The organism is Allobosea sp. GW823-FHT01F03 (assembly GCF_058798075.1).
In genome coordinates this window covers 2,310,727-2,332,273 of sequence record NZ_CM179505.1, presented here as the reverse complement: position 1 = coordinate 2,332,273, position 21,547 = coordinate 2,310,727, and the positions used below count along the sequence as shown (strand labels likewise).

At 66.7% G+C, this 21,547-nt stretch carries 25 protein-coding genes and 1 other RNA gene; 7 read left to right on the top strand and 19 right to left on the bottom strand.

The genetic code is table 11. The features are described 5' to 3' along the window. Positions 1-133: 133 nt before the first annotated feature. Both AC3RCC_RS11040 and AC3RCC_RS11035 read left to right on the top strand, forming a co-directional pair. Positions 134-673, top strand: coding sequence for a DedA family protein (locus AC3RCC_RS11040; protein ID WP_291635902.1), 540 nt, complete (start codon positions 134-136; stop codon positions 671-673). A 201-nt stretch (positions 674-874) separates the two neighbouring features. Then, positions 875-1,237 carry a ComEA family DNA-binding protein gene (locus AC3RCC_RS11035; protein WP_492258432.1) on the top strand — a complete coding sequence of 121 codons (363 nt, stop codon included), beginning with the start codon at positions 875-877 and terminating at the stop codon, positions 1,235-1,237. 263 nt (positions 1,238-1,500) lie between these two features. Here AC3RCC_RS11035 and AC3RCC_RS11030 read toward each other — a convergent pair whose 3' ends face one another. The 3 genes from AC3RCC_RS11030 to AC3RCC_RS11020 all read right to left on the bottom strand — a co-directional run bounded on the left by AC3RCC_RS11030 (position 1,501) and on the right by AC3RCC_RS11020 (position 3,555). Continuing rightward, positions 1,501-1,689, bottom strand: a complete 189-nt coding sequence (locus AC3RCC_RS11030; protein ID WP_291635898.1) for a hypothetical protein — start codon at positions 1,687-1,689, stop codon at positions 1,501-1,503. 161 nt (positions 1,690-1,850) lie between these two features. Further along, positions 1,851-2,870, bottom strand: a complete 1,020-nt coding sequence (ilvC, locus tag AC3RCC_RS11025; RefSeq protein WP_291635896.1) for a ketol-acid reductoisomerase — start codon at positions 2,868-2,870, stop codon at positions 1,851-1,853. A 34-nt stretch (positions 2,871-2,904) separates the two neighbouring features. After that, positions 2,905-3,555: a TetR/AcrR family transcriptional regulator C-terminal domain-containing protein gene (locus AC3RCC_RS11020; RefSeq protein ID WP_492258431.1), complete on the bottom strand. Its 651-nt coding sequence runs from the start codon at positions 3,553-3,555 to the stop codon at positions 2,905-2,907. Between the two features lie 161 nt (positions 3,556-3,716). Here AC3RCC_RS11020 and AC3RCC_RS11015 point away from each other — a divergent pair, with 161 nt between their 5' ends. Beyond that, complete coding sequence (locus tag AC3RCC_RS11015; protein ID WP_291635892.1) at positions 3,717-4,262, top strand: DUF924 family protein; 546 nt, start codon at positions 3,717-3,719, stop codon at positions 4,260-4,262. A 3-nt stretch (positions 4,263-4,265) separates the two neighbouring features. On the opposite strand, the gene AC3RCC_RS11010 is transcribed toward AC3RCC_RS11015, so the two are convergent. From AC3RCC_RS11010 to AC3RCC_RS10980, 7 genes are all read right to left on the bottom strand, one after another. Continuing rightward, entirely contained in the window at positions 4,266-4,991 is a 726-nt protein-coding gene (locus AC3RCC_RS11010) for a haloacid dehalogenase type II (protein WP_492258430.1), read from the bottom strand. A gap of 245 nt (positions 4,992-5,236) precedes the next feature. Then, positions 5,237-5,977, bottom strand: coding sequence for a helix-turn-helix domain-containing protein (locus AC3RCC_RS11005; protein ID WP_492258429.1), 741 nt, complete (start codon positions 5,975-5,977; stop codon positions 5,237-5,239). A gap of 78 nt (positions 5,978-6,055) precedes the next feature. Then, positions 6,056-6,271 (bottom strand): hypothetical protein, encoded by a 216-nt coding sequence (locus AC3RCC_RS11000; RefSeq protein ID WP_291646909.1) that lies wholly within the window; start codon positions 6,269-6,271, stop codon positions 6,056-6,058. A gap of 79 nt (positions 6,272-6,350) precedes the next feature. Next, positions 6,351-6,887, bottom strand: coding sequence for an acetolactate synthase small subunit (gene ilvN, locus AC3RCC_RS10995; RefSeq protein WP_291635884.1), 537 nt, complete (start codon positions 6,885-6,887; stop codon positions 6,351-6,353). Further along, on the bottom strand, positions 6,887-7,597 hold the full coding sequence (locus tag AC3RCC_RS10990; protein WP_291635882.1) for a glutathione S-transferase family protein: 711 nt from the start codon (positions 7,595-7,597) through the stop codon (positions 6,887-6,889). Before AC3RCC_RS10990 ends, ilvN begins: the two co-directional genes overlap by 1 nt. Beyond that, positions 7,594-8,307 carry an aspartate/glutamate racemase family protein gene (locus tag AC3RCC_RS10985; RefSeq protein WP_492258428.1) on the bottom strand — a complete coding sequence of 238 codons (714 nt, stop codon included), beginning with the start codon at positions 8,305-8,307 and terminating at the stop codon, positions 7,594-7,596. Before AC3RCC_RS10985 ends, AC3RCC_RS10990 begins: the two co-directional genes overlap by 4 nt. Before the next feature lie 141 nt (positions 8,308-8,448). After that, positions 8,449-10,212 (bottom strand): acetolactate synthase 3 large subunit, encoded by a 1,764-nt coding sequence (locus AC3RCC_RS10980; RefSeq protein WP_291635878.1) that lies wholly within the window; start codon positions 10,210-10,212, stop codon positions 8,449-8,451. Between the two features lie 333 nt (positions 10,213-10,545). On the opposite strand from AC3RCC_RS10980, the gene AC3RCC_RS10975 reads away from it, so the two are divergent. Beyond that, complete coding sequence (locus AC3RCC_RS10975) at positions 10,546-12,009, top strand: GGDEF domain-containing protein (RefSeq protein ID WP_492258427.1); 1,464 nt, start codon at positions 10,546-10,548, stop codon at positions 12,007-12,009. A 7-nt stretch (positions 12,010-12,016) separates the two neighbouring features. Here the strand turns inward: AC3RCC_RS10975 and miaA are convergent, their stop codons facing one another. After that, entirely contained in the window at positions 12,017-12,988 is a 972-nt protein-coding gene (miaA, locus tag AC3RCC_RS10970; RefSeq protein ID WP_291635874.1) for a tRNA (adenosine(37)-N6)-dimethylallyltransferase MiaA, read from the bottom strand. On the opposite strand from miaA, the gene serB reads away from it, so the two are divergent. Next, entirely contained in the window at positions 12,956-13,846 is an 891-nt protein-coding gene (gene serB, locus AC3RCC_RS10965; protein WP_492258426.1) for a phosphoserine phosphatase SerB, read from the top strand. The two genes, miaA and serB, sit on opposite strands and share 33 nt — an antisense overlap. Before the next feature lie 192 nt (positions 13,847-14,038). Here serB and AC3RCC_RS10960 read toward each other — a convergent pair whose 3' ends face one another. The 8 genes from AC3RCC_RS10960 to AC3RCC_RS10925 all read right to left on the bottom strand — a co-directional run bounded on the left by AC3RCC_RS10960 (position 14,039) and on the right by AC3RCC_RS10925 (position 20,553). Further along, complete coding sequence (locus AC3RCC_RS10960; RefSeq protein ID WP_291635870.1) at positions 14,039-14,380, bottom strand: DHCW motif cupin fold protein; 342 nt, start codon at positions 14,378-14,380, stop codon at positions 14,039-14,041. Positions 14,381-14,521: 141 nt separating this feature from the next. After that, positions 14,522-16,036, bottom strand: a complete 1,515-nt coding sequence (locus AC3RCC_RS10955) for a DegQ family serine endoprotease (RefSeq protein ID WP_291635869.1) — start codon at positions 16,034-16,036, stop codon at positions 14,522-14,524. Between the two features lie 234 nt (positions 16,037-16,270). Then, the gene (locus AC3RCC_RS10950; RefSeq protein ID WP_291635867.1) at positions 16,271-16,456 is read right to left on the bottom strand and encodes a DUF2065 domain-containing protein; all 186 of its coding nucleotides are present in this window, start codon (positions 16,454-16,456) and stop codon (positions 16,271-16,273) included. A 23-nt stretch (positions 16,457-16,479) separates the two neighbouring features. Then, on the bottom strand, positions 16,480-17,412 hold the full coding sequence (gene hflC / locus AC3RCC_RS10945) for a protease modulator HflC (protein ID WP_291646916.1): 933 nt from the start codon (positions 17,410-17,412) through the stop codon (positions 16,480-16,482). Then, positions 17,409-18,578 carry an FtsH protease activity modulator HflK gene (gene hflK, locus AC3RCC_RS10940; protein ID WP_291641185.1) on the bottom strand — a complete coding sequence of 390 codons (1,170 nt, stop codon included), beginning with the start codon at positions 18,576-18,578 and terminating at the stop codon, positions 17,409-17,411. Before hflK ends, hflC begins: the two co-directional genes overlap by 4 nt. A gap of 169 nt (positions 18,579-18,747) precedes the next feature. After that, on the bottom strand, positions 18,748-19,275 hold the full coding sequence (locus AC3RCC_RS10935; RefSeq protein WP_291641182.1) for a dihydrofolate reductase: 528 nt from the start codon (positions 19,273-19,275) through the stop codon (positions 18,748-18,750). Between the two features lie 4 nt (positions 19,276-19,279). Further along, complete coding sequence (locus AC3RCC_RS10930; RefSeq protein ID WP_452117786.1) at positions 19,280-19,762, bottom strand: GNAT family N-acetyltransferase; 483 nt, start codon at positions 19,760-19,762, stop codon at positions 19,280-19,282. Next, a complete protein-coding gene (locus AC3RCC_RS10925; RefSeq protein WP_492258425.1) occupies positions 19,759-20,553 on the bottom strand; it encodes a thymidylate synthase in 795 nt (264 codons plus the stop codon). Before AC3RCC_RS10925 ends, AC3RCC_RS10930 begins: the two co-directional genes overlap by 4 nt. A gap of 233 nt (positions 20,554-20,786) precedes the next feature. Here AC3RCC_RS10925 and AC3RCC_RS10920 point away from each other — a divergent pair, with 233 nt between their 5' ends. Both AC3RCC_RS10920 and ssrA read left to right on the top strand, forming a co-directional pair. Beyond that, positions 20,787-21,059 (top strand): hypothetical protein, encoded by a 273-nt coding sequence (locus tag AC3RCC_RS10920; RefSeq protein ID WP_492258424.1) that lies wholly within the window; start codon positions 20,787-20,789, stop codon positions 21,057-21,059. A gap of 89 nt (positions 21,060-21,148) precedes the next feature. Next, positions 21,149-21,534: a transfer-messenger RNA gene (ssrA, locus tag AC3RCC_RS10915) on the top strand. Positions 21,535-21,547: the final 13 nt, after the last annotated feature.

Below are 21,547 nucleotides of genomic sequence, written 5' to 3'. Positions count from 1 at the left end.
GAGAGTAGGCGATCATCCGGCGAAGGCAACCCGTACGATAGCAGAGCGCCGCGGCAGTTTTTTAACGCCGGCCAGCTAGCGAAACGCCGAAGCTTCTGTTGTATCGCTGCATTCCCTCGAAGGAGACCGGCCGGTGACCGCGCAACTCGACCTATGGATTCAGGCTCTCGTCGAGTTCATGCGCACCAACCAGCAATGGGCGCTGCCGATCGTCTTCTTTGTCGCCTTCGCCGAATGTGTCGCGATCTTTTCCTGGCTGGTGCCGGCCACGCTCTTCTTCACCGCCTTCGGCGCGGTCGCCGGCGCCTCCGGCCTCGACCTGATCCCGCTTTCGTTCGCCGCCTCGCTCGGCGCGGCCTTCGGCTTCTGGCTGTCCTATTGGGTCGGCCTCCGGCTCGGCCCGCGTGTCGACGACTACTGGCCGCTGCGCGACAATCCCAATCTGCTGCGCAAGGGCCACGACTTCTTCGAGAAATGGGGTTTTCTCGGCATCATCATCGGCCACTTCGTCGGGCCCGTGCGGGCGGTGATCGCGCTGGTCGCCGGCATCGTGCAGATGCCGTTCTGGCTCTTCCAGCTCGCCAATTTCGTCGCCTCCTTCGCCTGGGGCTTCGGCCTGCTCTATGGCGCCGGACGCGCGACGGAGATGATGATGCAGTTCACCGGCAAATAGCGACGGCGCCCCTCCGAGACGTTCCGCCGAAACACAACGCCAGCTGAACGACCCCCTCAGATCGCGTTCAGGCTGGCCGGCCGAAAGTCCGGCCATCGCGTCGAAACCGGCCCCCGGTTCGCAACCGACGCGGCGGCGCGGAAGGCCCGGCATCCGCGCGGCTCGAAATCCTCCGGGCAGGACTTAACAGGAGTCCATGCCATGACCATCTCCCGCTTCGCCATCGGCCTCGCCGCGCTCGCCCTCGCCGCCGGCCCGGCCCTCGCGCAGACCGCGACCCAACCTGCGACCCCGGCCAAGCCGGCGGCCCCGATGACGACACCCGCCGCTCCGGCCGCGAAACCCGCAGCGCCCGCCGCGACGCAGGCCCAGGCCAAGAAGATCAACATCAACACCGCCAGCGCCGCCGAGCTCGACACGCTGAAGGGCATTGGCGAGGCCCGCTCGAAGAAGATCATCGAGGAGCGCGCCAAGGCGAAGTTCAAGAATTTCGACGATCTGGTGAAGCGCAACGTCCTGCCGGCCAATGTCGAGGCCGACATCAAGGACAAGATCACTTTCTGAAACTGAGCGAGGCCGGCCGCTGCGAAAGCGGCCGGCCTCCTGCTTCTCCGATACCTGAGAATTGGCCTTCTACAGCAGACCGATCACGATCAGCAGGAGCAGGGCGAAAGAGGCACCCAGCGCCAGATGCGAAAGGCCGAGTTGAAGGCCATGTGACTCATGCAGCGTTCTCACCGGTTCCATGGTCGCCTCCATCTGTTGAAAGCCGTTTCGTTCGCCGTATCTCCGCTTCTTTTCTCAGGCCGCGATCAGCCGGGGCGCGTTCAGCCGTTCACCAGCTGCAGCATCGCGCTGGCGAGCAGGGTGAGCCCGAGACAGCCGCCGAGCAGAGCGAGAAAAAGCCGCTCCTGCCGCGAGATCGGATGCGCGGCATGGGAACTCCCATGGCCCGCATGGTGGTGTCGGCGGCCGTGCCTGGCGGCCCGCTGCGTCAGCGTCTCCTCGTGGATCATCGGACGCTCCTGCTGTTGTGACTGCAGCATCAACGCCGGCGAGGCAGCCCGGTTCCAGAGACGCTCCCGAAACGTAAAACGGGCGCCCTCGCGGGCGCCCGTTCCTGATTTTCCATGGGCTGGAGACGAAGCCGCGATCGGCCCCGCCACCCTCCTCCGGATCAGTTCTTGGTCTTGTCGACCAGGGCCTTGGCCTTGATCCACGGCATCATGTCGCGGAGCTTGGCGCCGACTTCCTCGATCGGATGCGCGGCATAGCGGGCGCGGGTCGCCTTGAACGAGGTCTGGTTGACCTTGTTCTCCAGCATCCAGTCGCGGGTGAACTTGCCCGACTGGATGTCGGCCAGCACGCGCTTCATCTCGGCCTTGGTCTCGTCGGTGATGATCCGCGGGCCGGTGACGTACTCGCCATACTCGGCGGTGTTCGAGATCGAGTAGTTCATGTTCGCGATGCCGCCCTCATAGATCAGGTCGACGATCAGCTTCACTTCGTGCAGGCACTCGAAATAGGCCATTTCCGGGGCGTAGCCGGCCTCGGTCAGGGTCTCGTAGCCAGCCTTGATCAGCTCGACCAGGCCGCCGCAGAGCACGACCTGCTCACCGAACAGGTCGGTCTCGCACTCTTCCTTGAAGGTGGTCTCGATGATGCCGGCGCGGCCGCCGCCATTGGCCGAGGCGTAGGAGAGGCCGAGGTCATGAGCGTTGCCGGTCGCGTCCTGGTGGATGGCGATCAGGGTCGGCACGCCGCCGCCGCGCTGATACTCGGAACGGACGGTGTGGCCGGGGCCCTTCGGGGCGACCATCAGCACGTCGAGGTCCTTGCGCGGCTCGATCAGGTTGAAATGGACGTTGAGGCCGTGCGCGAACAGAAGGGCGGCGCCCTCCTTCATGTTGCCATGCAGCTCGTCGCGATAGATGTCGCCCTGCAGCTCGTCGGGGGTCAGCATCATCATGATGTCGGAGACCTTGGCGGCCTCGGACGGGGTCATGACCTTGAAGCCGGCATCCTCGGCCTTCTTGCGGGTGGCCGAGCCGGCCTTCAGGGCGATGATGATCTCCTTGACGCCGGAATCGCGCAGGTTGAGCGCGTGCGCATGGCCCTGCGAGCCGTAGCCGACGATGCAGACCTTCTTGCCCTTGATCAGATTGATGTCGGCGTCACGGTCGTAATAAACGCGCATTGGATGCGTCCTTCCTTGGGTTGGGTTCTTTGCTTCAGGCTTTCGGTGCGGGTTTCGCCCGCCCGTGAAGTGCGAGGAACTGGTCGGCGGCACGCGCCGCATCGCGCTCGATCTCGGTGACACTGAGCTTCAACGCGTCGCCGAGCAGCAGGCGAATCTGCACATCGCGGCCGACCAGGCCGAAAAAGGTCCGGAATGCCGTCTCGGCATCGTCGAAATCGAGCAGTCCGGTCGCACGCCCGTCCTCCAGCAACGGCCGCAGCCGCTCGCCGATCGCGAAACGCCCATTGGCGAGCACGATGCCGCCGAGATTGCTCTCATGCGTCGCGGCATGGCTGATGGCGAGCCGGTTGAGGGCGATCGAGGTCGGGCTCGAAATCACTTGCAGCCAGTTGGCGGCGAAGCTGATCAGGCTGTCGCGCAGCGACAGCGCGTCGAGCTTCTGGCGGTCGTAATTGCCGGCGCGGACCTTGGAGGCCTGCCATTGCACCGTCGCGGTCAGGAGGCCGTCGCGGTCGCCGAACCATTTGTAGAGCGTCTCCTTCGAGCAGCTCGCCCGCCGCGCCACGGCGGCCATGGTCAGCTGGTCGCCCTTCTCCACCATCAGCCCGAGCACGGCATCGAGCACCGCGAGCTGTCGCGGTGTCAGAGCCTCTGCCTGGTTTTCGGTGGCGGAATCGACCATGGTCCGGAACAGTACCGTACGTTACGGTTCCGTGATCTATCCCAGGGCCCGCGGGCGTGCAAGCGGAAAGCGGCGGGGGGATGCCGGCCTACCCTGCGGCGCGGCACGGCCTATATAGGCGCAGAGCCAACCACATTGCCGAAACCCGACGGAGCCTGCCGATGACCCCGCCCGCCGCCACCGCGATCCTCGATTTCTGGCGCGAGGCCGGCCCGGAGAAATGGTTCGCCAAGGACGATGCCTTCGACGCGCTGATCCGCCGGCGCTTCCTCGCCGAGGTCGAGGCCGCCGCCCGCGGCGAGCTGAACGCCTGGGAAGAGACGCCGGAAGGCGTCTATGCCCTGCTGCTCCTGCTCGACCAGTTCCCACGCAATCTCTATCGCGGCTCGTCGCAGGCCTTCGCCGCCGACCCGCTGGCTCTCGCAGTGGCCGAGCGCGCCATAGCGCGCGGCTTCGACCAGGCTTTCGAGAACCCGGAACGACGCTTCATCTACATGCCGTTCATGCATTCGGAGGACCTCGCCGACCAGCAGCGCTGCATCGCGCTCTGCGAGGCGGCCGACGACCCGGAAGGCGTGAAATTCGCCGAGATCCATCGCGACATCATCCGCGATTTCGGCCGTTTTCCGCATCGTAACCCCGTCCTCGGCCGGCAGAGCTCGGCCGAGGAGCGGCGCTTCCTCGACGATGGCGGCTTCAGCGGCTGAAGCTCAGCCGCCCATCTCCTCGCGATGCGCCTGCGCCAGCTCGGCCAGGCTCTTGAAGTGGAAGTCGACATGCGGCCGCGTCGCGGGATCTTGCGTCGCGCCGCTGCCCACCATGCCGAAGCGCCGGTCGATCCAGGCGCGCGCCAGCCCGGCCCGCTCCGCCGGGACATGGTCGTGGAACAGGCTCTGCGCGGTGTGCAGCACCTCCCCGGCCTCAAGGCCGAGATCGGCCTCCAGATGCGCGAGCAGATGGGCGAAGTTGCGTGGATCGGGCTTGTAGGAGCCGATATCCTCGGCAGTGTAGATCGCATCGAATGCGACGCCGAGCTTGCGATTGCTGGCCGCGAAGCTCGCCCGGTCGACATTGGAGAGGATCACCAGCCGGTAATGCCGCTTGAGATAGGCGAGCGCCTCGGCGGAATCCGGGAAGGCCGGCCAGTCCGGCACCGAGCCGCCGAAGCGCTCGTTCAGATCGGCGTGGATGGCGACGCCCAGATCTTTGGCGAGACGGGCATGGACGGCGGCGAGCAGCGTCGAATAGCGCAGCGACGGCGCCGCCTCCTCGAGCTCGCTCTCGATACGACTGAAGCGCGCCAGCGCGTCTTCGCGTCCGAGGTCGAGCCGGCCGGTGCTGATCAGCGGCTGGAGCGCGTTCCAGATCCCGGTCTCCCAGTCGATCAGAGTGCCGTAGCAATCGAAGGTCAGGACCTTGAAATCAGTGAGTTTCATCGCGGGTGTTCCTCATGGCCTTGGGTCGCGTCGACCATAGCGAGCGCCCGGAACCCCGTGATGAGCCGAAGCTCCGAACGGCTTGACCGAAACTGCACTTCCTTATCCGCTCTCCCAGGTCCTCATCCTGAGGAGGCCGCGTGAGCGGCCGCCTCGAAGGATGATCCAGGAGGCTCCTGAGACAGCTGAAGCATCCTTCGAGATGCAGCCTGACGGCTGCTCCTCAGGATGAGGGCTGTGAGGGACTAGCCGCCTCGCCGGGTCGCCGCGCGGAACTCCGATGGCGTCAGGCCGAAGCGCCGCCTGAACTGCCGATTGAAGGAGGAGGCGTTCTGATAGCCGAGCCCGTAGGCGATCTCGGAGATCGGCAGCGCCGTCGTAACCAGCCGGTCGGCCGCCTCGTCGAACAGCCGCGTCAGCTGCGCCTGCTTCGGCGACTGTCCCGTCGTCGCCCGGAACAGCTCGTGGAAGCGGCTCTGACCGAGGCCCGCCGCCTTCGCCATCTGCGAGACGCTTCCTGGCCGCGTCTCATGAGCGACCTCGAGCACGCGGCCTTCCGCGCGTGACAACGGCCGCGAAAATGTCTGCGGCTCGAGCAATTGCAGCCCTGCCAACGCCATGCGCGCCGCATCGCCTGCCCGGCAGGCCCCGGCCTCGACCTCGGCGCCGAGCTGGCGGAACATCCGCCACAGCCAGGGCTCGACCCGCGTCAGCGACGGCGCGGGGTCGCGCAGCAGCGCCGGAGCGGCCTCGCCCGCGAACGCGTTCGCCTCGACATCGAGGATGAGCATGCTGCAATCGGCGGTCGGCTCGAAATCATGCGCGTGGTCGCGCGGAATGACCGCGACGCAATTGCTCGAGACGACACTGCGGTGCCCCTCGACATCGAGCCGCATCGCACCCTGCATGGGCAGCAGAATCTGAGCGTAGTCGTGGCTATGGCGGTCGGCGCCACGATAGCTGCGGATTTCGAGTTGGATCGACATCGCTTGCGCACCGGCGAGGGATCATGCGGCCCATTTGCCGCCGAACGCCGCGCACGATCAAGGGCTACTTGTCGCGGCTCAGCCGCCGCCCTGCTGAGCCGCAAGCCGCTGCAGGAAGATCGCGATGACGGTCAGACCGAACCCGGCCCACCACAGCGGCGAGCGCAGGCTCCTGCCGCTGCCGAGAGGCTCGGGCTGGGCCCGGCCCGAAAGCCGCTGCAGGATCGGCCAGGTAAAGCAGGCGAGGCCGAGGATGCCGAGGCCGAGCGCGAACTGTTCCAACCCCATCATCATGCGCCAACCCTCCCGGCCGCGAAGGCCGAAAGGCCGAATCCATCAACCATGCAGGGCCCCTTCATCGCGCTGGCCGATCTCACATCGCGTCCGGGCCGCGGCTCATCGCGGCGATGCCGGTGCGCGACACCTCGGTCAGGCCGACCACGGTCATCAGCTTGATGAAGCGCTCGATTTCCTCGGTGGTTCCGGTCAGTTCGAAGACGAAGGAGGTCAGCGAGGCATCGAGGGTGCGGGCGCCGAAGGCCGAGGCGAGACGCATCGCCTCGACGCGGTGATCGCCCTTGCCGACGACCTTGAGCAGGCAGAGCTCGCGCTCCAGCGCCTCGCCCTGCAGGGTCAGGTCGACGACGCGGTGCACCGGCACCAGCCGGTCGAGATGCGCCTTGATCTGGTCGATGACGCTCGCCGTGCCGGAGGTCACCACCGTGATGCGCGAGATGTGCTTCTCATGCTCGGTCTCGGAGACGGTCAGGCTCTCGATATTGTAGCCACGGCCGGAGAACAGCCCGGCGATCCGGGCCAGGACGCCGGGTTCGTTGTCGACGATCACCGCCAGCGTGTGACGGGCGATCGGCTGGGCGGTCGGGGCGGTCGGATAATGCGTCGTGTTCATCATTGGGCCTTGCTGCGGCTGAGATGGGGGCGAAAATCCTCGAGGACCGGCTCGTCGGCCTCGTCCTCCTCGATGATCCAGGGTTCGGCGAGCGCGGCCGTGCGCCAGGACTTGTAGCCGCGCGTCGCCTGTACCGCCTCGGCATAGGCGGCGCTGACGGGGTCGAGCCCGATGCCGTAGCCGGCGAAGCGCGCCACGACCGGCGCGAACATCGCATCCGCAGCGCCGAAGGCACCGAACAGGAAGGGCCCGCCTTCGCCGAACCGAGCCCTGGCGTCCCGCCAGATCACAGTGATGCGCGCCACATCGGCAGCGACCTTGGCGCCGCGATCGCGCGGATGGAACCGGCGGGCGAGGTTCATCGGGCAGGCACCGCGCAGGGCCGCGAAGCCGGCATGCATCTCGGCTGCGATCGAGCGCGCCATAGCGCGTGCCGCCCGCTCGCGCGGCCAGACCGGCAGCTCGGGCCTGAGCTCGGCTAGGTGGTCCATGATCGCCAGCGATTCCCAAACCTGGATCTCGCCGTCGAGCAGCGCCGGTACCTTGCCGGCCGGGGTGAAGGCCGAGATCGCACGCTTCCATTCGGGATCGTCGAAGGTCTGCCCGAACGGGATCAGGACCTCCTCGAAGGGGATGCCGAGTTCGGTCAGCAGCAGCCAGGGCCGCAGCGACCAGGACGAGTAGTTCTTGTTGGCGATGACCAGTTTCATGCCGCGACCTGCTCCGACAGGTCGGCAGCGAAATCGAGAGCGGCATCGACGTGCAGCGCCGTCGTGTCGAACACCGGTTGGGCGAAATCGGACTGTGAGAGCAGCAGCGTGATCTCGGTGCAGCCCAGGATCACGCCGTCGGCGCCCTCCTCTCGGACCACCCGATCGACGATCTCGCGATAACGCGCTTTCGATCCCGGCTCGATCCGGCCGCGACAGAGTTCCTCATAGATGATGCGATGGACCTCACCCCGCTCCGTCTCGTCCGGCACCAGTGCCTCGACGCCGAAGGCGGCGAGCCTATCGCGATAGAAGCGCTGCTCCATGGTGAAGCGCGTCGCCAGCAGCAGCGGCCGGCGGCTCTGCGTCTTGCGGGTCGCCTTGGCGGTGACGTCGGCGAGATGCAGGAAAGGCAGGTTTGTCGCCTGGGTGATCTGGTCGGCGAGCTTGTGCATGGTGTTGGTCGCCAGCACGATGCAGGAGGCACCACCGCTTTCGAGGCGACGCGCGCTGTTGGCCATCGCCGCACCGGCAGACGCCCAATCCCCGGCCGCCTGCATTTCGGCGATCGGCGAGAAATCGACCGAATGCAGGAGGATATCGGCCGAGTGCAGCCCGCCTTGGCGCCGCCGCACCCCCTCGTTCAGCAGCCGGTAATAGACCGCCGTCGATTCCCAGCTCATCCCGCCGATCAGGCCGATGGTCGCCATGTGGTCCCCCCTATCGTGCCGACGCCGTCATTCTCGGGCGCGGCGAAGCGCATACCCGAGAATCTCCCGGCGAGAAGGCGCTGGTCGGCGCCTCTCCCTGCCTGAGATGCTCGGGCCAGGCCCGAGCATGACGGTGCATCATCAAACCAGCTGCTTGCCCTTGGCGTCGATGATGTCGCCGGTGTCGCCCTCGAAATCGGGCAGGATCATCTCGTTATGCGCCTTGCCGGACGGGATCATCGGGAAGCAGTTCTCTTCCTTGGCAACGAGGCAGTCGAAGATCACCGGGCCGGGCGTCTCGATCATCTGCATGATCGCGGCGTCGAGCTCGGCCGGGTCGGAGCAGCGGATGCCCTTGCCGCCATAGGCCTCCGCCAGCTTGACGAAGTCCGGCAGCGAGGCGGAGTAGCTCTCCGAATAGCGCCCGCCATGCAGCAGTTCCTGCCACTGGCGCACCATGCCCATGTACTCGTTGTTGAGGATGAAGATCTTGACCGGCAGCCGGTACTGAACCGCGGTCGACATCTCCTGCATGTTCATCAGGATCGAAGCCTCACCGGCGATGTCGATGACGAGCGCGTCCGGGTTCTTCATCTGCGCGCCGATCGCCGCCGGCAGGCCATAGCCCATGGTGCCGAGCCCGCCCGAGGTCATCCAGCGGTTCGGCTCCTGGAAGCGGAAATACTGGGCCGCCCACATCTGATGCTGGCCGACTTCGGTGGTGATGTAGGTGTTGCGATCCTTGGTCAGCTCATAGAGGCGCTCGATCGCATATTGCGGCTTGATCACCGAGCCGGACTGCTTGTAGCCGAGGCTGTTGCGCGCGCGCCAGCCATCGATCTGCGTCCACCAGGCGGTCAGCGCCGTCTTGTCGATCTGCGGCGAGGTCTCGCGCCAGATCCGGACCATGTCTTCGAGCACATGGGCGCAGTCGCCGACGATGCCGATATCGACCTTGACGTTCTTGTTGATCGAGGACGGGTCGATATCGATATGGATCTTCTTCGAGCGCGGCGAGAAGGCATCGAGCCGGCCGGTGATGCGGTCGTCGAAGCGCGCACCGATATTGATCATGACATCGCAGTCATGCATGGCGAGATTGGCTTCGTAGGTGCCGTGCATGCCGAGCATGCCGAGCCACTGCTTGTCGGCCGCCGGGAAGGCGCCGAGGCCCATCAGCGTCGAGGTCACCGGATAGCCGGTCAGCCGCGCCAGCTCGCGCAGCAGCGCCGAGGCGTGCGGGCCGGAATTGATGACGCCGCCGCCGGTATAGAACACCGGCTTCTTGGCCTTGGCGATCAGCTCGACCGCAGCCTTGATCTTGCCGAGGTCGCCCTTGACCGTCGGCCGATAGGTCTTGTGCTGGTTGTCGCGCGGCCGGCTATAAGCGCCCGTCGCGAACTGGATGTCCTTGGGGATGTCGATCACGACCGGGCCAGGCCGGCCGTTTGCCGCGACATAGAAGGCCTCGTGCAGGATGCGCGGCAGGTCGGCGATGCTCTTCACCAGATAGTTGTGCTTGGTGCAGGAGCGGGTGATGCCGACCGTGTCGCATTCCTGGAAGGCGTCCGAGCCGATCAGATGAGTCGGGACCTGGCCGGTGATGACGACGAGCGGGATCGAGTCGAGCAGCGCATCGGTCAGGCCGGTGACCGCATTGGTCGCCCCAGGCCCCGAAGTGACGAGGACGCAGCCGACTTTGCCGGCGCCGGAGCGGGCATAGCCCTCGGCCGCATGGACCGCGCCCTGCTCGTGCCGGACGAGCACATGCTTGACCTTCTCCTGCTGGAAGAGCGCGTCATAGATCGGCAGCACCGCACCGCCGGGATAGCCGAAGAGATGCTCGACGCCCTGATCCTGAAGGGCGCGAACGACCATTTCGGCGCCAGTCATCATCTCGCTCATAACGGTCTCCTGCGCGATCTGTCTTTTCGAGTTCAGCTGGAAAAAAGGCAATAAAAAAGGCCCTCTGAGGGGCCTGGGCGTGCGCTGGCGTTGGGGACACCCGGTTTGTTAAACCGGCCCCTACCAGCGCACCTTTACGAGAATGAGCTTGCGCATGTCGCGCCCTTGCAGTGAAAGAATTTGGCGGACGCTAGACGAGCGCCGCCGGCCGGTCAAGCAGATTACGCTACGGATTTTCGGACCGCCGGGCGATTGCCAGCGGATTTGTTGCCCCAAGGGAACACTTTCTCAAGATCAGGCTGATAGCGATCCCGGAGACGGAAGCCGGGCCCGATGCATCAGGAAGTCCATACCCACAACATCGTCGAGCGAGCCTACGCGCCCGAAGTCGCCGACCTGCTGGGCCGGTTCGATCGCAGAGCGCTGCCCGACTTCGCCGGCGCCTCCTTCGAGGCGCTGAGCAGCGAGCTTCTCTCCTTCTGCGCCCGTGACCTGATGATCATGGCGCCGACCGGAACGGGCGACTACCGCTACGAGCATTTCGGCCAAGACATCATCCGCTTTGTCGGCTGCGACCGCACCGGCGGTCACGTCACCCAGATGCGCCCGGCGGTCGCCCGCTTCACCATCGCCTGCTATGACGAGGCTCTCGCCAGCGGCAAGCCGCTCTATTCCATCCATCGCGCCGTCAAGACCGTCCGCGTCAGCCTGTGGGAGCGGCTGGTGCTGCCGACCACCTGCGCCGATGGCCAGCGCCGGCTGATCGTCTTCAGCAAGCCCTTGCAATTTCACGAAGAACTTCTGACGACCGTGCTCGACACCTCGCCGGCGGGCATCGTCGCCCTGCGCGCCCTGCGCGACGAGGACGGCAATATCGACCGCACCGTCATCATCACCGCCAACCGGCGCGCCGCCGCCATGGCCGGCCTGGCCGGAGATGCGCTGGTCGACCGCGAGGGCCGCCAGGCGCTGCCCTTCCTGGCCGACGAGACGATCTGGCGCCGCTGCCTCTATGTCATGGAACTCCGCCGCAACGATATGTTCGAGGCGTCCTACACCGTCGACGGGCGCGATCTCTGGCTGCAGGTCGCGCTGGCACCGCTCGGCGACGGACTCGTGATGACGCTGACCGACATCACCGAGCTCAAGCTCGCCAACCTCACCCTGCAGAGCCGGGCCGCGACGCTGGCCCTGGAGATAGGCAAGGAACGCGCGACCCGGCGGGCTCTCTCGCACGAGCTCGGCCAGCGCGAGGAGCGCGAGCAGGAGCTGCGTCGGCTCGCCGAGACCGATCCGCTGACCACCCTGCTCAACCGCCGCTCGATGATCGAGAAGGCCAACGCCGAAATCCGGGCCGCAGCCGCCTCAGGGCACGAGACCTCGCTCTTCATCATCGACATCGACCATTTCAAGCGGGTCAACGACACGCATGGCCATCCGGCCGGCGACGCCGTCATCCGCGCCTTCGCCGATCTGCTGCTCGGACAGATGCGCGCCGGGCACGATCTCGTCGGCCGGCTCGGCGGCGAGGAGTTCGCCGTGCTGCTGCCACGCACGGGCGCCAGAGAGGCGCGGCGCTTCGCCGAGCGCCTGCATAAATCCCTGCGCCGCAGCCATCTGCCGGTCTCCGAGACGCTCGATCTCCAGGTGACGGCCAGCATCGGCGTCGCCACGCGCCGCGCCGACGAGGATTTCGGCGCTCTGGTCGCTCGCGCCGACAAGCAGCTCTACCGGGCCAAGGACGAAGGCCGCGACTGCATTCGCTGCGCCGAGGACGAGATCGCGGCCGCCGCTTGAGCGCAGCTCAGTCCCGAAGGGCCAGCTCGGCCAAGGCGAAGGCGAGGCCGGCCTCCGGCGCGACGGCGTGCCAGCCCGCCATTTGATGGCGGAACCAGGTCACCTGCCGCTTGGCATAGGCGCGCGTATCCGCCTTGCCGCGCACCACGGCCTCTGCGAGCGAAAGCTGGCCGTCGAGATAAGCGATCAGCCCGGGCACGCCATGGGCGCGCATCACCGGCAACAGCGGATCGAGCCGCCTGTCCCGCAACGCCGAGACCTCGTCCAGCGCGCCTGCCGCCATCATCGCGTCGAAGCGCCGGTCGATCCGCTCCCGCACCAGCTCCCGTTCCGGAGCCAGGAAGATCTGCAACAGCTTTTGACCTGCGAGCGGCCCCGGCTGGCGCTCGCCCTGAAAGCTTGAGAGCGAGCGACCGGTCGCGGCCAGCACCTCCAAGGCCCGCATCACCCGCAGCCGGTCGCTGGGACGCAGCCTTGCCGCCATCTCCGGGTCCCGCGCCGCAAGCTCGTCGTGCAATTCACCAGTCGTACGCTCGGCGGCATGGGCCCGGAAATCGGCACGGACCGCCTCGGGAACCGGCGGAATTGCGGACAGGCCCTCGGTCAGCGCCTTGAAATAGAGGCCGGTGCCGCCGACCAGCACGGGCAGGCGGCCCTGTGTCGCCAGCTCCGCGAGCAGCGCCGCCGCCTCGGCGACATAAGCCGCGACCGAATGGTTCCTGGCGCCGTCGACATGGCCGTAGAGATCGTGCGGGACGTCTCCCATCTCCTCCCGCGTCGGCCGCGCCGTGATCACCGAGAGGTCGCGATAGACCTGCATCGAATCGGCATTGATCACGACACCGCCGAAGCGCTGCGCCAGCGCGACGGCCAGTGCCGACTTGCCGCTCGCCGTCGGACCTGCGATGAGCACCGCGCTGTACCTCACCTCCTGCCCGGCTCCCTCATGACGCTCGTTGCCACCTTCGTCTCCGCCCATGGTCAGGCCCTGCTCGGCGAGGCGCTGCTCGCCCGCCTGCGCGACGCCGCCCCCGCCCCGGCCCGGATCGAACGCCTGGATGGCGAGATCGCGGCCGATCTCTTCGCGGAAGCGGACGATGCGCGCAAGCTCGAAGCCGCGCTGCGCCCCGCGCTCGACGGCGCCCCGGTCGACATCATCGTCCAGCCAGCGGCGACGCGCCGCAAGCGCCTGTTCCTCGCCGACATGGATTCGACGATGATCGGCCAGGAATGCATCGACGAGCTCGCCGCCTATGTCGGGCTGAAGGAGAAGGTCTCGGCCATCACCGAGCGGGCCATGCGCGGCGAGCTCGAATTCGAGCCGGCGCTGCGCGAGCGTGTCGCGCTGCTCAAGGGGATTCCGCTCGCCGTCGTCGACGAGATCATCCGCGAACGCATCACGCTGACCCCGGGCGGCAGCGCCCTGGTGCGGACGATGCGGGCCCAGGGCCATTACACGGCACTGGTCTCCGGTGGCTTCACCGTCTTCACCGGCCCGATCGGCCGCATGATCGGCTTCAACGAGGACCGGTCCAACACCTTGCTCAGCAGCGGCTCGGCGCTGAGCGGAGCGGTCGCCGAGCCGATCCTCGGCAAGCAGGCCAAGCTCGACACGCTGGTCGAGCTGCGCAGCCGCTTCGGCCTGCCCGATGAGGCGACGCTCGCCGTCGGCGACGGTGCCAACGACCTCGCCATGCTCGGCGAGGCCGGGCTCGGTGCCGCCTATCGCGCCAAGCCGGCCGTCGCCGCCGCGGCCGATGCCCGGCTCGACCATGCCGACCTCTCCGCCCTGCTCTACGCCCAGGGCTATCGCGGCGATGAGATCGTCAGGGACTGAAGGCGGCTGAACACGCCGTCTTTCCGGGGCTTCGCGATGCGAAGAGCCCGGAACCCATGAACACTGAACAAGCCGGTCAGAGTGCCGCAGATGCAGCGCTCCGCTGGACGCGCGCGATGTTCATGGGTTCCGGGCTCGGCCCTGCCGGCCGCCCCGGAATGACGCGGAACTGCCGCGCGAAATCGATCAGCGCTAATCGACGATGAAGAGCCGCGCGCCCTTCGGCGCTCGCGAGCGATGCGGTTCGGCATTGTCTGCGACCTGATAGCTCATGCCGGCGCGCAGCAGCATGACGCGCCCGTCCGCCAACGTGGTCTCGAGCTCACCCTCGAGGCAGAGCAGGATATGCCCCTTCTCGCACCAATGGTCGGAGACATAGCCCGGCGAGTACTCGACCATCCGCACCCGGATCGCATTGTCCTGCGGCCCGAAGCGGCGGGTGCGCCAGCTCGCCTGGCCCTGCTCCCCGGCATGGTATTCCGGCTCGATGTCCGACCAGTCGGTCGTCCCGAAGGGAATTTCGCTCATCCGCATGCCATGTTCCTCCCGCCGCGGCCGGAATTTCCGCCTCTGCCCGCGCCCGGCACCGTTGCAATAGGGCGATCACGCCAGCCGGCCAAGCAAAAGGGGCGGACTTCCGCCCGCCCCTTTGCGACTATTCGGCGATGGCCGTGATCAGTTCATCGAAACCGCGACGAAGCGGACTTCGCCCTGGGCGTTCGAGACCAGCAGCAGAGCCGACTTCTTGCCCTCCTTCTTGAGGGCGTCGAGGCGCTTGGTCACGTCCTCGGGCGAGTTCACCGCCTCCTGGCCGACCTCGACCACGAGCTCGCCGACCAGGATGCGCTTGTCGGCGGCGTTCGAGTTGCTGTCGACCTTGGTGATCACCACGCCCTTGAGCCCGTCCTTGATCGAGTAGCGCTTGCGCAGCTCCTCGCTCTGGGCCGAAAGCTCGAGGCCGAGCGCCGAGGTCACGGCGGGCTTGGCAGCTTCGGCCGGCTTGTTGTTGGCCGAGGCCTGCTGGACCTTCTCGCCATCCTCGAGCCGGCCGAGCTTGACCGTCTTGGTGACTTCCTTGCCCTTGCGCATCACCTGCATCGGCACGTCCTTGCCGACCGGCGTCGCCGCCACGATGCGCGGCAGGTCGCGCGAATCCTTGACGTCCTTGCCGTCGAACTTGACGATCACGTCGCCGATCTCGAGGCCGGCCGGCTTGGCCGGGCCCTTGTCGTCGACGCCGGCGACGAGCGCGCCGCGCGCCGTGCCGAGGCCGAGCGCCTCGGCGGTCGCCTCGTCGACATTCTGGATGCGCACGCCGAGCCAGCCGCGGCGGGTCTCGCCGAACTCCTTGAGCTGGTCGACGACGTTCATCGCCAGCGAGGACGGCACGGCGAAGCCGATGCCGACCGAGCCGCCGGTGGGCGACAGGATCGCGGTGTTGATGCCGATGACTTCACCGGCCATGTTGAACAGCGGACCGCCCGAATTGCCCTTGTTGATGGCTGCGTCGGTCTGGATATAGGTGTCGTAGGGGCCCTGGTTGATGTCGCGGTTGCGGGCCGAGACGATGCCCGACGAGACCGAGCCGCCGAGGCCGAACGGGTTGCCGATCGCCATCACCGGGTCGCCGATCCGCATCTTGTCGGAATCGCCGAACTTGACGAAGGGCAGCGGCTTGTCGTGCTTCACACGCAGCACGGCGAGGTCGACCTTGGTGTCCTTGCCGACCACTTCGGCCTTGAGGCGCAGCCCGTCGCCGAACACCACCGTGATCTCGTTGGCGTCGCCGATCACGTGATTATTGGTGACGACGATGCCCGACGGATCGATCACGAAGCCCGAGCCGGCCGATTGCGAGCGGCGCTGCTGCGGCGCCTGACGCTCGCCCTGCTGCCCGCCCTGGCCGCGGCGGTTGAAGAATTCCTCGAACAGATCGCCGAACGGGGTGTCGGGGCCGAGCTGCGGCAATTGCGGCAGCGTGCGCCCGCGGGTCTCGCTCGTCGTCACCGCCGCGATGTTGACCACGGCCGGCATCACCCGCTCGGCGAGATCGGCCAGCGAGATCTGCCCCTGCACCTGCGGCGAGGCCGCCTGACCGAGAGCCGGCGCCGCAAGCGGAACGCCGAGCGCAACGCCGGCGACGAGCGCGATACGGGTCAGGCGGGAGGCATGGGAGAATTTGCTTGCCATCGATGTCCTCGTGAGAAGGTCGCGCCTTGCCGGCATTGCAGCGCAGCCGAAATCCGAACGCAACTCAGAACGCCAAAATACGGCGGAAGGGCGACGCAAGATCACGCGATCGCGTGATCGGCGAGGCCGGCGCCGCTTCTCGTGGCTGCGGAAAGCTGCGGGCGCAGGGCAGCCGTCCCCGGAAAAAATCCGATCGGGCCGAGCCGGCCCGATCGGGAATATGCCTTGCCGGCGCTAGCCGCGCACCAGCCAGACCAGCAGCACGCCGATGATCGCCGAGACGATGCCGATCAGCCGCATCCGATCGGGCGGCGTCTCGGCGGCACTGCGCAGCGCGTCCTTGGCGAGATGCGGGATCGCGGCGAACAATATCCCCTCGATGGCGAAGACCAGGCCCAATGCCGCGAGGAAATCCGTCATGCCGCCCCGACGCCCGCTTGAGATCAGGGCCGGGCCGCGCCGGCCGCCGGAGCAGCGCCGGAAGCGGCAGGCGCCGCTCCCTGCTTGCCGCCGGCCGGATCGTTGAAGAAGCGGAAGAACGGCGAATCCGGAGAGAGCAGCATGCGCGTATCACCCGCCTTCAGGCTTGCTTCATAGGCCTGCATCGAGCGGTAGAAGGCGAAGAACTCCGGATCCTTGCCGAAACCTTCGGCGAAGATGCGGTTGCGTTCGCCTTCGCCCTGGCCGCGGATCTCGTCCGACTTGCGCTGCGCCTCGGCGACGATGATCGTCGCCTCGCGCTCGGCCCGGGCCCGGATCTCCTGCGCCTGCTGGGCACCGAGCGCGCGGGCTTCGGCAGCCTCGCGCTGACGCTCGGTCTGCATGCGCTGGAACACCGCCTGCGAGTTGGCCTGCGGCAGGTCGACCCGGCGCAAGCGGACATCGACCACGGTCATGCCGAAGCGCGCCGCCTCGCGGTTCACGTCGTCGCGGATGCGGTTCATCAGCCGCGAGCGGTCATTGCGGACCATCGAGGTGAAGGTCGCTTCGGCCAGCACCGAACGGACGTTACCGTTGACGATCGAGGCCAGCTGCGAATTGGCGCGCGGGATGTTGTTGACCGCCTGATAGAAGCGCAGCGGGTCGGAGATCCGGTAGCGCGTGAAGGCATCGACCACGAGACGCTTCTGGTCGGCGGCGATGATTTCCTGCGCCGGCAGGTCGAGGTCGAGGATGCGGTTGTCGAGATAGACCACCTGCTCGAACGGCGCCGGCAGCTTGAAATAGAGGCCGGGCGCGGTGACGACGCTGCGCACCGCGCCGAAGCGCAGCACGATGGCCGACTGGGTCTGCTGCACCACGAAGGTCGCGACATAGAACACGACAGCCGCGATGCCGATCAGCGCGAGCGCGCCGACGCGAAGGAAGCCGTTCATCGCGACGCTCCCTGCTGCTGGGCCTGGCCGGCCGGACGACGGGGCTGGCCAAGTTCGGAGAGAGGCAGATAGGGCACGACGCCGCTGCCGGACTTGTTCTGATCGAGGATGATCTTGTCCATGCCCCCGAGGACACGCTCCATGGTTTCGATGAAGAGACGCTCGCGGGTCACGCCCGGCGCGTTCTTGTACTGCTCGTAGACAGCGGTGAAGCGGCTGATCTGGCCGAGCGCCTCATTGACCGTCTGGTCCTTGAAGGCTTCGGCGGACTGGATCAGCTGCGCCGAGCGACCGCGCGATTCCGGCACGACCCGATTGGCATAGGTCTCGGCCTCGTTGCGCAGACGCTCTTGGTCGGCGCGCGCCGCCTGGACGTCGCGGAAGGCGTCGATGACCTGCTGCGGCGGGTCGACCTTCTGGAGCTGGACCAGCCTGATCTGCACGCCCGCCCGATAGGAGTTGAGCGTGTCCTGCATCAGCTGGCGCACCTCGGTCTCGATCTGGGCGCGGTCGGTGGTCAGCACCGGCTGGATGTTGCGCCGGCCAATGACCTCGCGCATCGCACTCTCGGCCACCGCCTTAACGGTTCCCGGCGGATCCTGGATGTTGAAGACGAAGGACTCCGGCGCGCCGGGGTCGATCTGCCACTGCACGATCACGTCGATGTCGACGATGTTCTCGTCGCCGGTCAGCATCAGGCTTTCCTCTGGCACGTCGCTCTGGCGCGAGGCGCGCACGGATTCGACGGTCCGGAAGCCAACTTCGGTGGTGATGACGTTGGTGACCTGCGGCTTGATCACGCTGCCGATCGGATACGGCAGGTTGTAATTCAGGCCCTGGCCGGTCTTGCCGACATATTTGCCGAAGATCAGGTTGAGGCCGACCTCGTTGGGGCGCACCGTATAGACGCCGGTGGCAAGCCAGACCAGAACCAGCCCGAGGCCGATCAGGAGCGCGCCACGGCCGCCGAGATTGCCGCCGGGCATGAAATTCTTCAGCCGGTCCTGGCCGCGCCGGATGATCTCCTCGAGATCGGGGGGCGTATTGCCGCCCGATGGACCGCCGCCCCAGGGACCGCCGCCATTGCCGCCGCCGCCGCGCTGGCCCCAGGGACCACCTCCGCCGCCGCTTCCCCCGCTACCGCCGCTCTGGTTGCTCCAAGGCATTCTTCAGCCGTTCCTCACTTTAAATACCGACCGTGCAATAACCGAACGGCAGTTCATTGTCAGCGCCGGGCGGCGCGATGGGCTGTGACTTGGGCATCGGCCACGGATTCGTCAACGACGCAAGCCCCTTTCGACGTAAGTCATTTGTCGCGTGGCCACTCGAATGGGCTCAAATGCGCCGCTCGAAGCTGGCAAAGCTGAAGGCATGCTCATCATCGGCCGAGGCGGGATGCTCGCTGCGCGCAGTCTCGCTGAAGGCGGCACGGTCCCAGGGCGGAAACACCGCGTCGCCTGCCGGGGCAGCATGGACGAAGGTGAGTTCCATCCGGTCGACCAGCGGCAGGGCGAGAGCGTAGATCTCGCTACCACCGCCGATGATCACGGCACCGGCACCCTTCTGCGCCCCGAGCCGCTGCGCGATCGCGAGCGCCTCCTCCAGCGAGGTCGCGACCGCGACGCCTTCGGCCCGGAAGTCCGGATCCCGCGTCAGCACCACCGTCTCGCGGCCCGGCAGCGGCTTGCCGATCGAAAGGAAGGTCTTGCGGCCCATGATGATCGGGCAGCCCATGGTCAGCGCGCGGAAACGTCGCAGATCGGTCTTCAGCCGCCAGATCAGGCTGTTCTCGCTGCCGATCACGCCATTGTCGGCGATCGCCGCGACCAGGACGACGGGCAGCTGCGCTGCGTCTGCGGACATCGGCTCAGCCACCTTGCGCCAGCCTCGCCAGCGCCTCGCCGTCGAGCCGCTTCACCGTCCACTCATCCTGCGCGACGGCGCCGATCGAGCGGTAGAACACCCGCGAAGGCTCGTTCCAGTTCAGCACCCACCAGGCGAAGCGCGACAGCCCCTCGTCGACGCAGCGCCGGGCGAGGCGGACCATCAGCGCCTTGCCGATGCCCCGGCCGCGATGCTCGGGCTGCACATAGAGGTCCTCGAGCCAGATGCCGTGCCGGCCGGTGAAGGTCGAATAAGTGTAGAACCAGATCGCGAAGCCGGCGGGCTTCCCGTCCCATTCCGCGATGTCGCAGAAGACCTTCGGCTCGGGCTCGAACAGCGCCCTGGCGATGTCGGCCTCGCTCGCCACCACCTCGTGCAGCAGCTTCTCGTATTCGGCGAGCTCGCGGATGAAGCCGAGCACGAGACCGGCCTCGCCGGGCCGGGCGGGGCGAATGGAGAGCGTCATACCGCGATCGGCGCCTTGATGCCGGGATGCGGATCGTAGCCCTCGATCGCGATGTCCTCGAAGCGGAAGTCCGCGAGCTTCGTCACCACCGGATTGAGCTTCAGCGTCGGCAGCGCCCGCGGCTCGCGCGAAAGCTGCAGCTTCGCCTGGTCGAGATGGTTCACATAGAGATGGGTGTCGCCGAAGGAATGGACGAACTCGCCGACGCCGAGCCCCGTCACCTGCGCCACCATATGGGTCAAAAGCGCATAGCTCGCGACATTGAACGGCACGCCGAGGAAGACGTCCGCCGAGCGTTGGTAAAGCTGGCAGGAGAGCTTCCCGTCGGCGACGAAGAACTGGAACAGGCAATGGCAGGGCGCCAGCGCCATTTTCGGGATATCGGCCGGATTCCAGGCCGAGACGATCAGGCGGCGTGAATCCGGGTTGCGGCGGATCTCGTTCACCAGCCAGGCGATCTGGTCGATGGTCTGCCCGTCGGGCGCCGGCCAGGAGCGCCACTGCCGGCCATAGACCGGGCCGAGATCGCCGTTCGCATCGGCCCATTCGTCCCAGATCGTGACGCCGTTCTCCTGGAGATAGCGCACATTGGTGTCGCCGCGCAGGAACCAGATCAGCTCATGGATGATCGACTTCAGGTGCAGCTTCTTGGTCGTCACCAGCGGGAAGCCGGCGGAGAGGTCGAAGCGCATCTGATGGCCGAACACGGCGAGCGTGCCGGTACCGGTGCGGTCGTCCTTGCGGACACCCTCGTCGAGAACGCGTTTCAGGAGATCGTGATACTGGCGCATGCCGGCATCTAGCCGGATTCGAGCCCGCTCCAAAAGAGCCGTGGCGGCGCCGTCCAGAGACGTTTGCGCATGCCGCCCCGCAGCCCCGCGCAGGCGCTCACGAAAACGGCATCGTCTGTGACGCCCTGCCGCCTCCGCATTGCCGGACCCGCGCCCCAATCTGAGAGCCCTATGGAAGACAAGGGGCGCTTCGGGCCTGCGCAAAATCGGCCCGTGCTGATGAGGATTGAATCATGAGCAGAACGAAGTTGCTGGCTGCCGCGGCCGTCGCGGCCTTCATGGCCAGTTGGGCGCTTGGCGCCGCCGCCGAACCACGGGAAACCAGGATCATCACCATGGAAGGGATCAGCGAGGCGCAGGCTCGCGCCATCGCCTTCGATACCGGCCTCGTCCATGTCGAGGAAATCGCGCTGCTCGAAGGCCGCTGGGAGCTCGCCGGACGCGACCGCTCGGGCGACGAGCGCGTCATCGACATCAATGCGCATGACGGAACGCTGCTGCGCTGAGCCCGTTTCCGCCGATTTTCCGGCAGGTTGCGCTTCATTTGGCCATGTTTGTGCCGCCGGGCGATTATTGAGCCGGAAAACCCTCCTGCTCTCTTTCCCCCCGCGATCACAGTGCCTATATTCGCCATGCCGCTCGCAAGAACGGCTATGGCGATAAACGGACGTCGGAATAAGCCTTTCGGACCCGGGGGCGGTACCCGGCGCCTCCACCCCAGCCCTGCGGCGCGAGCAGCAGGAAACTTGCAGCCTCGAAGCTGCAGGGCTGCGGCGGGGGCGAAATAGGATCGACGAGGGTGTAAAGGTCGTTCTTTTGCTCGGCATGGTTCCGCCGTTATCGGGCCAAAGCATAGTTGCCAACGACAACAATGCTCGGGTTGCTGTCGCCGCGTAAGCGGTGCTGGTTCCCAAACCAAAGCCCTTGCGCTTAGCCGCGTAAGGCGGGGCTCGGAGGCGCCTGGCAACAGAAGCCTCCACTTTTTTTGATGAAG